Genomic DNA, 14,381 nt, shown 5'->3' with positions numbered 1-14,381 from the left:
ATCTATGAGTAACTTAAAAGAAAGAGCTTTAAAATATCATAAGGATTATGAAGGAAAAATTGAACTTAAATGCAAAGTACCAGTAAAAACAAAGGATGATTTAACAATGGCATATACCCCTGGGGTAGCTGAGCCATGTTTGGAAATTCACAGCAATCCTGAAAGCATTTATGATTACACTGCCAAGGGAAATATGGTAGCTGTAGTTACAAATGGAACAGCTGTTCTGGGACTTGGAGATATTGGAGCAGGTGCCGGCCTACCAGTAATGGAAGGTAAAGCAGTTTTATTTAAAGCCTTCGGAGGAGTAGATGCCTTTCCAATATGTTTGAATACAAAGGATGTTAATAAAATTGTAGAAACAGTTAAATTGATGGAGCCAACATTCGGAGGTATAAACCTTGAAGATATTAAAGCACCAGAATGCTTTGAAATAGAAGAAAAACTTAAAGAAGTATGTAATATCCCAATTTTTCACGATGATCAGCATGGTACAGCTGTGGTATCAACAGCATGTCTTATTAATGCTTTGAAAGTGGTTAATAAAAAGTTTCAGGATGTTACAATAGTTGTAAATGGCGCTGGAGCAGCAGGAACTGCAATAACAAAGCTGCTTTTAAAAATGGGAACAAAGGATGTTATTTTATGTGATTCAAAGGGTGCTATTTATAAAGGAAGACCTCAGGGAATGAATAAGTATAAAAATGAAATGGCTGAAATAACTAATAAAAATTCAAAGAAAGGCTCACTTGCTGATGTTATAAAGGGAGCAGATATATTCTTAGGAGTTTCTGTTGCAGATTGTGTTTCAAAGGAAATGGTTAAATCCATGAATAAAGATGCAATTATTATGGCTATGGCCAATCCAAATCCTGAAATACTTCCTGGTGATGCTAAAGAGGCTGGTGCTAAAGTAATCTGCACTGGAAGATCTGATTATCCAAATCAGGTTAATAATGTTGTGGCTTTTCCTGGAATATTCAGGGGAGCTTTAGATGTACGTGCCAGTGAAATAAATGATGAAATGAAAATGGCAGCAGCTTATGCAATAGCCTCACTTGTGGATGATGACAAATTATCAGAAGATTATGTTATACCAGAAGCCTTTGATTTGAGAATAGCACCAAAGGTTGCAGCTGGTGTTGCAAAGGCAGCAATTGATTCAGGAGTGGCAAGAAGAAAAGATATTACTCCTGAAATGGTTGAGCAGCATACAAAAAAATTATTAGGTATATAATATAAAAGAACTCAGGAAATAATTTATTTCCTGAGTTCTATTTGTATATGGCTTAATCTTCATTATTTTCATGTACTTCATCTTCAGATGATTCTATGATAAGATTACTCTTCTTATTATTTAATGTATTAAAATCATTGAATTTTGTAACTTTATCCTGTGGCGTATCCATAATGTAATCCTGAAGAAAAATTCTTCCCTCTGGAGAATTCATAACTGCATAATGCTCTGTACCCTTCTTGTAATATACCCATGAATGTTCATTATTAATAACTTTTTCTAAATCATCCTTGTCAATATTTGTCCTGGCTTTTTCTCTGCCGTATTTATCCCTTAGAATTACTGAAATTGTATCCGAGTCTAATTCTTCGTAATCATTCATTGCTTTTGAATTATATACCTGAATATTACTTCTTCTGTTGTCAAGAGTATCTTCGTTAAAATGTCTGATTGGTGCCTTAGGATGTGCATCCAGTATAAATGAATCCAAACTTAGCTTTCCTTTAATATTATCTGTGATTATTTCAGTTTTAGCTAAATAATTATTAAATTCCTTATTCCATTCTGCAAACCATGATCCCTTATCTATAACTTTTCTCAAATCTGTTGGATCTATTTTACAGTCTACAGTAGAACCATCCTTTTTAGGTAATTTTAAAAGCACTACGTTGTCCTTTATTTCATAATCATTTCTTTTCATTTCATGTTTATTTTTCATGATAATCAATCTCCTTATATATGTATATAATCAAATTTTTTAAATACCCATTATCTAATTATAATTATAACACACAACATAAAGAGATTAACTGTTTACATGCATTGTTAAAGTATGTAAAATATATATGTGGTAATATAAAGGAAGAGGGAGATTTTATGGGAAATGTATACTTCAAGGCTGTTGATTCTTACTCTAAAACAGAAGAAATCAGCAGAGGTGCTGAAGAAATATTAAAAAAACTCATTGAAGAGGAACATATAAATTTAGAAAAGTATATTCCATTAAAGGTGCACTTTGGAGAAAAGGGGAATACTACTTTTATAAGCTCTAAGAATTTCAGAGGTATTATTGAATATTTAAATGAAAAGCAGATTAAAAGTTCCTTTATTGAAACAAATGCACTTTACAGAGGTGAAAGAAATACAAAGGATAAACATGTAAAACTTGCACTGGAACATGGATTTACTGAACTGCCAATAGTAATTGCTGATGGAGAATATGGAGAGAACTATGAAAATATTGAAATAAATAAAAAGCACTTTAAAAGCTGTAAAATAGGAGGAGACATTGCAAAAGCAAATCAGATAATAGTACTGAGTCATTTTAAAGGTCATGCTTTAGCTGGTTTTGGCGGTGCCATAAAACAGCTTGGAATGGGTTGTGCAGCAAGAGGAGGCAAACTTGCTCAGCATGCTAATTCAACACCTATAGTCAATATTTTTAAGTGCAAAGCCTGTGGCGCATGTTCAAAAAAATGTCCTGTAAATGCTATTACAATAAAAAGAAAGGCTAAAATAGATAGGAAAAAGTGTGTTGGATGTGCTTCATGTATGGCTATTTGTCCAAGCAAAGCCATTTCAAGCAATTGGATTTCATCTATATCGAGATCATTTAATGAAAAGCTTGCAGAATATGCTTTTGCTACACAGAAGGATAAAAGTAATATTTACATAACCTTTGCATTTAATATTACAAATAACTGTGACTGTGAGGGCCATATGATGCATAGTATTGCCAAAGATGTTGGAGTATTTGCATCAACAGATCCAGTATCAATTGATCAGGCATGTCTGGATATGCTGGATAAAAAGGAAAAAAGAACTGTTTTTTTAAGAGGAAGGTATACTTTAAAATATGCAGAAAAAATTGGGCTGGGCAGCAGAGAATATAAACTAATAGAAATAAGGTAGAGGCAATAGTAAAAAGGGGAATTCGTAAAGATTTTTTAACAGAATTCCCCTTTTTATTTTTTTAATGCAATTAAGTTAAAAAAATCTCAATGAATATTTATAATTTTTTAACATAAAACCCTTTTTAATTAAATGTATATATGCATTTAAAGATTTAATTTATCTGCATATATAATGATATATGCATTAATAGTGTATATATGCAAAAATTTATCTTAATAAATATAAATAAATATTAATAATTATAAGTATTATGTAAGTATATGGATAATCTAATGTTTGACAAGGTTTTCAGTTCACTATATAATAAAGACAGTTAGTAACTACTAAGGTAGTTACTAACCTTAAGACAGACAAAAATATTAAATATGGAGGGATGAATCTTGAAAAAAAATGTGTTAAATGTTACTTCTGAAATAGGCAGATTAAAAACAGTTCTATTACATAGACCTGGATATGAAGTTGAAAATTTAACTCCTGAATTATTGGGCAGACTGTTATTCGATGATATTCCTTATTTAAAAATAGCAAGAGAGGAACATGACTTTTTTGCCAATACTTTAAAAGAAGCAGGCGTAGAAGTATTATATCTTGAAAATCTTGCAGCAGAAGCTATTGAAAACAAGGAAGTTAAAGACAGATTTATAAGTCAGTTCATTGATGAGTGCGGAATAGAAAGTAAGGGCTTAAAAGAAGCTTTAACTGAATATTTTAATGGATTTTCTAATAAAGACATGGTAGATAAAATGATGGCTGGTGTAAGAAAAGAGGAGTTATCACATTATGTTAGAAACTCACTTTACGATCAGGTAAACGATAGCTATCCTTTTATATGTGATCCAATGCCTAATTTATACTTTACAAGAGACCCATTTGCTACAATAGGACATGGTATCACACTAAATCATATGAGAACACAAACCAGAAACAGAGAGACTATATTTGCAAAGTACATTTTTGAAAATCATCCAAGATTTAAGGATGCAGATATTCCATTATGGTTTGATAGAAATGGGACAACCTGTATTGAAGGCGGAGATGAATTAATTTTAAATGAAAAAACTTTAGCAATTGGTATTTCACAGAGAACTGATTCAGCATCAATTGAAAAAGTATGCAGAAAACTCTTCTCATCAAATGAATCATTTGAGACTGTATTAGCATTCCATATTCCGCCATCAAGAGCGTTTATGCATCTTGATACAGTGTTTACAATGGTAGACTACGATAAATTTACAATTCACCCTGAAATAGAAGGACCATTGACTGTTTATGAAATAACAAAAGACAATACTAAACCAGGCGGCTTAAATGTTGTTAAAGAATCAATGGAGTTAGAAACTATATTGGAAAAACATTTAGGAAGAAAAGTAACTCTCATAAGATGCGGCGGAGGAGATAAAATTCATGCAGCAAGAGAACAGTGGAATGATGGTTCAAATACATTAGCCATTGCTCCAGGAGAAGTTGTAGTATATTCAAGAAATCATGTAACAAATAAGATTCTTGAAAGTTATGGAATAAAATTACATGTTATTCCTTCATCCGAGCTTTCCAGAGGAAGAGGCGGCCCAAGATGTATGAGTATGCCTTTATATAGAGAAAACTTATAAAGATAATATTTAACGAGGAGAGAATAATTATGGCATTTAATTTGAGAAATAGAAGCTTTTTAACATTGATGGATTTTACACCAAAGGAAATTAACTTCATGCTTGATTTAGCTAGGAATTTAAAAAAAGCAAAATATACTGGAACTGAACAACAGAAATTAAAAGGTAAAAACATTGTCTTATTATTTGAAAAGGATTCTACAAGAACAAGATGCTCTTTTGAAGTTGGAGCACTTGATCAGGGAGCTCATGTTACATATCTTGGACCAACAGGTTCACAGATGGGAAAGAAAGAGTCAATAGCTGATACTGCAAGAGTTCTAGGCAGAATGTACGATGGCATTGAGTATAGAGGATTTGACCAGTCAGTTGTTGAAGATCTTGCTAAATATTCTGGAGTACCAGTGTGGAATGGTCTTACAACACAGGATCATCCAACACAAATATTAGCTGACTTTTTAACAATTCAGGAACATATTGATAAGCCATTAAATAAGATAGTATTTGCTTATTGCGGAGATGGAAGAAACAATATGGCTAATGCTCTTATGATTGGTGCATCAAAAATGGGAATGGACTTTAGAATAGTATCACCAAAGGAATTATTCCCTGATGAAAAATTAGTTGCAAAATGCAAAAAAGTTGCAAAGGAAACAGGAGCAAAGATTACAATAACTGAAAATGTTGCTGAAGGTGTAAAAAATGCTGATGTTCTTTATACTGATGTATGGGTATCCATGGGAGAAGCCCCTGAAGTTTGGGAATCAAGGATAAAGTTATTAAAGCCATATCAGGTTAATGAAGAAATGATTAAATTAACATCAAATCCAAAGGTTATATTTGAACACTGTTTACCATCATTTCATGATTTAAAAACAAAAGTTGGCATGGAAATACATGAAAAATTTGGTTTAACAGCTATGGAAGTAACTGATGAAGTATTTGAAGGAAAACATTCAGTAGTATTTGATGAAGCTGAAAACAGAATGCATACAATAAAAGCCGTAATGGTTGCTACTCTAGGAGAATAGATCATATATCTATGTAATGATATAAGCTCAGTTCCTAACTATAATTTTAGATTTGTTTTATAAATTGTTTTGTTGCAGGTTTAAGGCCTGCAATAAAACAATTAAAAATGGAAGGGGGAATTTGGACTATGGAAGATAAAAATAATAATAAACTAGGTCTATGGTCTTTGATTGCTATGGTTATTGGTTCCATGATAGGTGGAGGTGCTTTTTCTTTACCTGCTGATATGTCAAAAGGTGCCGGTGCCGGGGCAATTATAATTGGATGGTGTATTACTGGAGTTGGAATGATAGCTCTTGCATTTGTCTACCAAAATCTTTCAATGAGAAGACCGGATTTAAATGGCGGAATATATAGTTATGCTAAGGCAGGATTCGGAGACTATATGGGATTCACATCTGCATGGGGCTATTGGTTAAGCGCATGGATTGGGAATGTATCCTATGTGGTAATGCTTTTCGGAGCAATAGGATATTTTATACCTGCATTTGGAAAAGGTAATAATCTGCTTTCTATAGTTTGTGCTTCAATCTTATTATGGTCTATACATAGTTTAATACTAAAGGGAATTAAACAAGCAGCTTTTATAAACGTTATCACAACAATAGGAAAATTAGTGCCTATATTTGTATTTATTACTGTAATGATAATATTCTTTAATGTAAAGACTATATCCCTGGATTTTTGGGGCGGCGTAAGTCTTGGAAGTGTAATGAATCAGGTTAAAAGCACTATGCTTGTTACATTATGGGTGTTTATAGGAATTGAAGGCGCTGTTGTAATATCAGGAAGAGCAAAAAAAAGGTCAGATGTTGGTAAAGCAACAGTTATTGGACTAATAGGAACATTAATAATTTATATTTTAATATCAGTTCTATCATTAGGAGTGATGAGCAGAGAAGGCTTATCACAGCTAGATACTCCATCAATGGCATATGCCATGGAGCATGTAGTAGGAAAATGGGGAGCAATATTTATAAATTTAGGATTAATAGTTTCACTTTTTGGAGCATTACTTGGCTGGACAATGCTTGCAGGAGAAATTCCATATGTTGCTGCAAAAGATGGGGCAATGCCTAAATTGTTTGCAAAGGAAAATGTGCATGGTTCACCAGTAAATTCACTGTGGATAACAAATGGCTTGGTAGAGATATCTTTAATAGTAACTTTGTTTTCAAGCAGCACATATCAGGCTTTATATACAATGGCAACTTCAGCAATATTGGTGCCATATTTATTCAGCGCTTTATACGGCTTGAAACTAACTATTACAGGTGAAACGTATGATACTAATCCGGCTGGCAGAGGTAAGGATCTATTCTTAGGCATAGTATCAAGTATATATGCTACATGGCTTATATATGCAGCTGGAATGCAATATATGCTCATGGTAACTATACTATATTCAGTTGGTATATTTGTATTTGTTAGAGCTAAAAAGGAAAGAAATGAAAAAGTTTTCTTAAGTTATGAAAAAGTAATTGCTGTTATAAATGTAATATTAGCAGTAATAGCTGTAGTCATGATTGCAATGGGAAAACTTAGCTAAATAGGAGGCTTAAAAATGAAATTAGTAGTGGCATTAGGTGGAAATGCTTTGCAGGCCGATGGTATGCCGGCAACTGCAGAATCCCAATTAAAAGTAATAAAAGAAACAGTAAAATATTTAGGCGACATGATTGAAAATGGACACGAAATTGTAATAGTACACGGAAATGGACCACAGGTAGGCAGATTGGTAATACAAAATGAATATGCATCAAAAGTGACTCCAGCAATGCCATTTGATGTTTGCGGAGCAATGAGCCAGGGTATGATTGGATACCATATTCAGCAGGCAATGAGAGACGAGCTTAGAAAAAGAGGAATAAACAAAGCCGTAGCTTCAATTATTACACAGGTTGTAGTTAACAAAAATGATAAAGGATTTAAAAATCCAACTAAGCCAATAGGTCCTTTCTATTCTAAAGAAGAGGCAGAAACAATTAAAGAACAAAAAGGATATGCTATGATTGAAGATGCAGGAAGAGGATATAGAAGAGTTGTAGCATCACCAATACCTGAAAGAATAGTTGAGCTTGACACCATTAAAACTCTGGTGAACGCTGGACAAGTTATAATTACAGCTGGAGGCGGCGGAGTTCCAGTAATAGAAAATGAGGATAAAAGTCTTACAGGTGTAGCTGCTGTTATTGATAAGGACTTAGCATCAGAAAAACTTGCGGAAGATCTTGATGCAGATACATTGATGATTTTAACAGCAGTAGATAAAGTGGCTATAAATTTTGGAAAACCAAATCAAAAGAATTTGTCTAAAATGTCTATTGAAGAAGCTGAAAAATACATGGAGGAAGGTCAATTTGCTCCAGGAAGTATGCTTCCTAAAGTAAAAGCAGCTGTAAAGTTTGCTAAATCAAAATCAGGAAGGAAATGTTTAATAGCTTCTCTGAATAAAGCAAATCAGGCCTTAACAGGTGAAAGCGGAACTATAATAATGCAGTAATAAAAGCTGGCCCCAATTATTAAATTTGGGGGCAGCTTTTTATCCTATATGGAGATGTTGTCTGATTTTCTCTAAATTATAGCCAAATTCTTTATCAAGTTCATCTCTGTGCTTTGAATATATTTCTGCAATAAAAATATCATGGGTAATGAAACACTCTGTAACCAGCATAAATGACTTATTCTGGGTCCAGACACAGGAGCTGTCATTTCCTTTAATAATGGCAAAAAGACACTCATTATAATCTGTAACAAGACATATCCATCTGCCATTTACAGCAGCATCCTCCTTCATACCGTGCATTTCGTGATAATATATCTTACCTATCTCGTTTTTTACAGTTCCATAAAGTATTGACACCATATCAACATTTCTTTTGCTGGCCTTTAATAAATCATCATAAAAACTGTCATATTCTTCATCCCACATGGATAAATATATGCTTTTATTAGAATTATTAATCATAGAAGCAATTTTATTCTTTATTGAATCTATGTCGTTAAAATGCCACATATAATCTGATGTTTGAACATCACTTATATTTTTAATATTTTCTTTAAGGTAATCTATTGTTGATTCCGTTGAATTTTTATAGTTGTTTAAAAATTCATCTAGTGGAAGCGCTGAGTATTTTACTGGCTCAAAACCGTTCATGCTGGATATACCTTTATTAACAAGAGATCTAACTGTTTCATAAATTTTCGACTGAGGTACACCTGATCTTTTGCTTATTTCGTAAGCTGTAATTTCCTGATTTTCAAGCAGGGTTAAATATACCTTGGCTTCATATTTGTTAAACCCTATAGTTGTAAGCCTGTCAATTATTTCATCTTTCAGGTTCATATATTTCCCTCCATTGTAATTTATATCTGCTATTTGACAATTATATCTTTAAGTTCTCTTTTTGGAACATGGTGAATTTGATTTTCATCTCTGTAATATTTTACATTATTATTTGTCATAGGATCTAATTTTACAATTTCTTTTGGCTTGCCAAGTGCTATGACCATTACTATATCGTATACTTCGTCTATTTTAAGTTCCTTTGCAATAGCAGCCTTATTTACACTTGCAAACATGCATCCTCCTAATCCTTTTTCTACAGCTCCAAGGAGAATATTTGTTGCAGCAATACCATGGTTCCAAAGCAGATTTTTGCTAATACGAGTGTCATTAAGCATTAATATATATGCACTTGGTCGTTCACCTTCCTCAGGGCCTTCAAAGTCAGTTAAATATGCAGCCCATTTTATGTTATTAAAGATAATTTCATTGGTAATCTTAGAATTTGATAAATAATATTTCAGGCTCTGCAGGTTGCCAGCGCAGGATGATATTCTTGCTAAATCTATAAGCTCCTCTAAAGTTTTTGTATCTATTGTTTCATTCTCGTAAAATCTTCTGTAGCTCCTGTTTTTTAGAATTAAATCTTTTATCATAATAACCCTCCCAAAATTAACATAAGAATAGTATATACTTTAATTCTAATTTTACATATGATTTTTTTCAAGTGTAATAAATTGATACACCTGTATGCTTTTGATATAATTAATTAATAAGTTTTTATACATATTAAAACAGGGGAGAATTAATAATGAACAGTAGCAATAGTTTTATAGAAAATTTATATTATTCAGCTGACGAAATCAAATTTAAAAGAAATTATATTTATAGTAAGTTTTTAAATATATCAGAGAATATAAAAAGTTCAGTAATAAAAAAAATATCAACAGATGATTTATATCTGCTCTTAAAGTTATATGATGAAACTTTTCTTAAGGGTTATTTAAATGAAAATTCACATGGGAATATTCACTTTTCACTGTCAAAAAGAATGACAAGCAGTGCTGGAAAAACAATTTATCCAGGAAATATAAAATATCTGCCTTTAAATGATATTAAATTTGAAATAAGAATGGCAGTTGATTTTTTCTTTAAATTTTATGAAACAAAGGGACATAAGGTTGTTAATGGAATTATTGCAAATGATGCAGTAGAGGCATTGCAGCTGGTATTTGAACATGAAATATGCCATGTTTTAGAGCTAACAATGTACAGACAGTCCAGCTGCAGCGGCAATAGATTTAAAACAATGGCTAATAGGATTTTCGGCCATACTAAATCCTATCATGAACTTCCTACAGCAAGTCAGATTGCAAAAGAAAATTACAAAGTATCAATAGGCAGTAAGGTAGTATTTAAATATAATAATTCAAATTTAAGCGGAATTATAACCAATATAAATAAAAGAGCAACTATAATGGTATTAAACAATAATGGGAACTATGCAGATAAATACGGTAATAAATATATTAAGTATTATGTACCATTAAATATGATATTATAATAAATGCCCGGCAGTTTTAAATAATTAAAATTCCACCGGGCACTTATTAATTACATCCATTTTTCTGCCCATTTTTGAATTTCTTCCATAGCGTATTCCAGTTCTTTTCCCTTTTGAGTAATCTCATATTCTACTCTTACAGGGGTCTCAGGGAATACATTTCTTTCTATAATACCTTCAGCTTCAAGTTCTTTAAATCTTTCAGTGAGAACTCTGTCGCTTAGTTCCGGAATTAATTCTTTTATTTCAGAAAATCTTTTAGGGCCATTAAGAAGAACTCTTATTATTAGTCCATTCCATTTTTTTCCCAGCAGCTTAAAAGCTTTTTCAAATCTGGGACATAGATGGAAATCATTCATAAAATCACCTCACTAATAGTTTACATACTAAATGAACAAAAGTAAATAAAAATAAGCAATAAGCTTACTTGACTAATGTATATTACTGATAGTACTATACTAGTATAAAGTAAGAAGTATAGGAGGAAATTTTAATGGGCTATTCAAGTTTTACTGAATTAATAAAAGCTAGAAAATCTGCAAACAATTTTAAAGAAGGCGTTGAAATTCCCAAGGAGGAATTTGATGAAATATTTAAATTATTAGCGCTGCAGCCATCATGTTTCAATCTTCAGCATGCAAGATATTTAGTAATAAGAGATAAGGAAATGAAAGAGCTTTTTAAAGATAAAGCATGCCCTCAATATAAGGTTCATACAGCATCTGCTGCAGTTCTGGTGTTTGGAGATAAAATGGCTTATAAGGATGTTGAAAAGATATATGAACCAATGAAACAGCTGGGTATGATGGATGAGGTAGCATATTCAAAAGTGGTATCGGATACCTATAATCTTTATGAGGGCAGAGGAGAAGTATTTATAAGAGACGAAGCTATAAGAAATGCATCATTATCTGCAATGATGTTTATGTTAATTGCAAAGGACAGAGGCTGGGATACATGTCCAATGATTGGTTTTAATGGAGATATGGCAAAAAAATTATTTGAAGTTCCAGATCAGTTTGAGCCTGCAATATTAATTACCATTGGCAAAGAGGATCCAAATAAAAAGAGATTAAGAGGGTACAGAAAACCAGTAGAGGAATTTGTAAAATACATATAAAATAAATGCTGACAAAAACAATTGCCAGCATTTTATTTGCAATTTTTAAGCTAAGCTTTCTGCTCTGCCAGCAGTTTCAGTAAGCTTACCATCTACAAATCTTGTTATCATCATTGAAGATACAGTATTACCTGTGGAGTTTAACACAGTTGCAGGAGCATCAATAATTGTACTTATTATTGCAATAATAGGCAGCACATTTGCAGAAAAGCCATATATACTTATAATTAACATCTCACCTATCATACCGCCGTTTGGTATAGCACCCATAACTGCTCCTACTAAAAATGAAACAAATATAATACCTAAAATTGCATGAAAACTCTTCATATCTTTACCGTAAAGACCAAGTAAGAAGGTTACCTTCATTACACCTCCGAAAACCGATCCATCTTTATGAATATTTGCTCCAAGGGGAATCACTGTTTCAGCAATGTCATCTGGAACACCCATTTTTTTAACAGATTTAATATTAGTTGGAATACATGCAGCACTGGAGCAGGTTGCCAGTGCCATAATAGAAGGCTCAGCTGCATTCCTCCAGAAAATTTTTATACCGTTTTTTCCGCCAGCTGTAAAAGCATAAAGACTAAAGAATCCGAAATAGTATATAAGTGCTAAAACAATATAAAGGACAAATACTCTTAAATATCCTTGAAGGATCTGGGAACCCAGCTGACCTATCATAGATGCAAAATAGCAGCCAAGACCTATTGGTGCATAGTACATAACTAAACTTACTAATTTCATCATAACATTTGTTGCAGACTCCAAAAATAGAGATACCTGCCTGCCTTTTTCCCCAATCATAGCTGTGGAAACTCCGAACAATACAGAAAATACTATGAGCTGAAGCATATTTTTTCTTGAAAGTAATGCAGAAAAATCTGAAACTGTAAATACATTAACAATCTGCTGAAGTACTCCCTGATTAGCATTGTCTGTAGAACTTTTCCCTGTAACAGCAATTATCTTCTTTATAGACTCCTGATCAAGTCCTTTTGTGGGACTGAAAATCAAGGTTCCCAGAAATGCAAAAACTGAGGCTATTAATGCAGTTATTGTAAATATTATCACAATACTGCTCATTATTTTACCAAGTCTTTTCATACTTTTCATGCCTGCAATGGAAGAGGATACACTAAAAAATACAAGGGGTACAATTATTGTAAACATCAAATTGATGAAAAGGGTACCTAAGGGTTCTAAAACAGAAGCCTTTGGACCAGCTGCTATACCTATTATTCCACCAAGTATTACTGAACTAAGTAAAATAATTGAGGACTTGTAGGTTTTTAAAAAATTATTCATTTAATATTCCTCCTAAATTAATTAAATATAACTTGAATTTAATCTATAAGTATTACAATATTATTTTATTACAATAAAATGCAGTATATATTGTTAAATATGCTTAGTTTATTGCAATAAGTGCTTTAAAGTTATTTGTCTAAAAGTTCAAATTATATTATTATATAAAATAAACGATAAAATTAAGGAGATAAACAAGTGAAATCGGTTTTATTAAAATTGTCAGGATTATGGCTGTTTTTAATAACAATAATAATTAATGTGGTTTTCTCAAAGGCACCTGCAGCTGTTGAAGTGTATTACTCCAATGGATTTAATAAAGCAATAAGACAGCTTTTAAGCACAGCTTCAGGAGTTTTTCCTTTTTCATTAGCCGAATTAATTGTAATAGCTGTTTTTATTTATGCATTATTTCTCATAGTAACATTGATTATTAACTTAAGAAAGTGTAAAAATAAGAAAACTTTAATATTTAATTTCATAGCAAAAGTATTATTTATTATTTCAGTTATATACTTCTTGTTTATATTTCTTTGGGGATCAAATTATAACAGACTTTCATTTGCTGATATTTCAAAACTTAAAGTAGATAAAACATCCTCTAAAGAATTGGCTGGTTTATGTGAGGAACTCATTAACAGAGCAAATAATTTAAGAGATGATTTAAAAGAAGATAACACAGGAGTAATGTATATACCTGGAGGATATAAAGATATTTTTGCCAGAGAGGCTGCAGGTTATGAAGCTCTTTCAAAAAAGTATAGTGAACTTAGCGGAAGCTACGGAAGTCCAAAGCCTGTACTTATGTCTAAATTAATGTGTTATACAGGCATAACAGGTGTGTATTTCCCTTTTACAGGGGAGGCAAATGTTAATGTAAATATTAGTGATTTTATGTTGCCATGCACATCAGCACATGAAATGGCCCATCAAAGGGGATTTGCCAGGGAAGACGAGGCAAATTATATTGCCTATGCTGCCTGCACATTAAGTCCCTATGCTGATTTTCAATATTCAGGAGTAATGCTTGGCTTAATTTATTCTATGGACGCTCTAAAAAAAGCAGACTATAATCAGTATAAGGTACTTACAGCTAAATATTCCTCAAAAGTACTAAGGGATTTAAAAAGTGACAATGAATTCTGGAGTAAATATGATGGTGTCATTGAAAATGTATCTGATAGTATAAATAACAATTATCTAAAATCAAATGGTCAGCAGGACGGAGTTAAAAGCTATGGAAGAATGGTGGATTTATTAATAGCAGAATATAAACAAATCAAAAATAATTATTGATTGGAAGTGAT

Annotated in this window: 14 protein-coding genes; 9 read left to right on the top strand and 5 right to left on the bottom strand. The window is 32.2% G+C overall.

Translation table 11 applies throughout. The features are described 5' to 3' along the window. Positions 1-4 precede the first annotated feature (4 nt). The gene (locus tag EQM05_RS09350) at positions 5-1,237 is read left to right on the top strand and encodes a malic enzyme-like NAD(P)-binding protein (RefSeq protein ID WP_128749793.1); all 1,233 of its coding nucleotides are present in this window, start codon (positions 5-7) and stop codon (positions 1,235-1,237) included. A gap of 52 nt (positions 1,238-1,289) precedes the next feature. Here EQM05_RS09350 and EQM05_RS09345 read toward each other — a convergent pair whose 3' ends face one another. After that, positions 1,290-1,955, bottom strand: a complete 666-nt coding sequence (locus EQM05_RS09345; protein WP_128749792.1) for a hypothetical protein — start codon at positions 1,953-1,955, stop codon at positions 1,290-1,292. A 158-nt stretch (positions 1,956-2,113) separates the two neighbouring features. Between EQM05_RS09345 and EQM05_RS09340 the strand changes: the two genes are divergently transcribed. The 5 genes from EQM05_RS09340 to arcC all read left to right on the top strand — a co-directional run bounded on the left by EQM05_RS09340 (position 2,114) and on the right by arcC (position 8,296). Next, the gene (locus EQM05_RS09340; RefSeq protein ID WP_128749791.1) at positions 2,114-3,148 is read left to right on the top strand and encodes a DUF362 domain-containing protein; all 1,035 of its coding nucleotides are present in this window, start codon (positions 2,114-2,116) and stop codon (positions 3,146-3,148) included. A 383-nt stretch (positions 3,149-3,531) separates the two neighbouring features. Next, on the top strand, positions 3,532-4,761 hold the full coding sequence (gene arcA, locus EQM05_RS09335) for an arginine deiminase (RefSeq protein ID WP_347560223.1): 1,230 nt from the start codon (positions 3,532-3,534) through the stop codon (positions 4,759-4,761). A 29-nt stretch (positions 4,762-4,790) separates the two neighbouring features. Further along, a complete protein-coding gene (argF, locus tag EQM05_RS09330; RefSeq protein WP_128749789.1) occupies positions 4,791-5,792 on the top strand; it encodes an ornithine carbamoyltransferase in 1,002 nt (333 codons plus the stop codon). A gap of 128 nt (positions 5,793-5,920) precedes the next feature. Then, positions 5,921-7,342: an arginine-ornithine antiporter gene (gene arcD / locus EQM05_RS09325; protein WP_128749788.1), complete on the top strand. Its 1,422-nt coding sequence runs from the start codon at positions 5,921-5,923 to the stop codon at positions 7,340-7,342. A 15-nt stretch (positions 7,343-7,357) separates the two neighbouring features. Then, positions 7,358-8,296, top strand: a complete 939-nt coding sequence (gene arcC / locus EQM05_RS09320) for a carbamate kinase (protein WP_128749787.1) — start codon at positions 7,358-7,360, stop codon at positions 8,294-8,296. A 39-nt stretch (positions 8,297-8,335) separates the two neighbouring features. Here arcC and EQM05_RS09315 read toward each other — a convergent pair whose 3' ends face one another. Together EQM05_RS09315 and EQM05_RS09310 are read right to left on the bottom strand one after the other, a co-directional pair. Beyond that, positions 8,336-9,139, bottom strand: a complete 804-nt coding sequence (locus EQM05_RS09315) for a helix-turn-helix domain-containing protein (RefSeq protein ID WP_128749786.1) — start codon at positions 9,137-9,139, stop codon at positions 8,336-8,338. Between the two features lie 29 nt (positions 9,140-9,168). Next, positions 9,169-9,735: a nitroreductase family protein gene (locus EQM05_RS09310; RefSeq protein ID WP_128749785.1), complete on the bottom strand. Its 567-nt coding sequence runs from the start codon at positions 9,733-9,735 to the stop codon at positions 9,169-9,171. Between the two features lie 155 nt (positions 9,736-9,890). On the opposite strand from EQM05_RS09310, the gene EQM05_RS09305 reads away from it, so the two are divergent. Then, positions 9,891-10,643, top strand: coding sequence for a SprT-like domain-containing protein (locus EQM05_RS09305; RefSeq protein ID WP_128749784.1), 753 nt, complete (start codon positions 9,891-9,893; stop codon positions 10,641-10,643). 50 nt (positions 10,644-10,693) lie between these two features. Here EQM05_RS09305 and EQM05_RS09300 read toward each other — a convergent pair whose 3' ends face one another. Then, positions 10,694-11,002 carry a helix-turn-helix domain-containing protein gene (locus EQM05_RS09300; protein WP_128749783.1) on the bottom strand — a complete coding sequence of 103 codons (309 nt, stop codon included), beginning with the start codon at positions 11,000-11,002 and terminating at the stop codon, positions 10,694-10,696. A gap of 134 nt (positions 11,003-11,136) precedes the next feature. On the opposite strand from EQM05_RS09300, the gene EQM05_RS09295 reads away from it, so the two are divergent. After that, the gene (locus EQM05_RS09295; RefSeq protein ID WP_128749782.1) at positions 11,137-11,763 is read left to right on the top strand and encodes a nitroreductase family protein; all 627 of its coding nucleotides are present in this window, start codon (positions 11,137-11,139) and stop codon (positions 11,761-11,763) included. A gap of 45 nt (positions 11,764-11,808) precedes the next feature. Here EQM05_RS09295 and EQM05_RS09290 read toward each other — a convergent pair whose 3' ends face one another. Beyond that, positions 11,809-13,074 carry a dicarboxylate/amino acid:cation symporter gene (locus EQM05_RS09290; protein ID WP_128749781.1) on the bottom strand — a complete coding sequence of 422 codons (1,266 nt, stop codon included), beginning with the start codon at positions 13,072-13,074 and terminating at the stop codon, positions 11,809-11,811. Between the two features lie 198 nt (positions 13,075-13,272). Here EQM05_RS09290 and EQM05_RS09285 point away from each other — a divergent pair, with 198 nt between their 5' ends. Further along, a complete protein-coding gene (locus EQM05_RS09285; RefSeq protein WP_128749780.1) occupies positions 13,273-14,370 on the top strand; it encodes a DUF3810 domain-containing protein in 1,098 nt (365 codons plus the stop codon). Positions 14,371-14,381 lie beyond the last annotated feature (11 nt).

The organism is Clostridium sp. JN-9 (assembly GCF_004103695.1).
In the GTDB taxonomy this organism is placed as follows: Bacteria; Bacillota; Clostridia; order Clostridiales; family Clostridiaceae; genus JN-9.
Note: the sequence above shows the minus strand (reverse complement) of the source record. Positions and strands in the feature narration are given on the sequence as shown.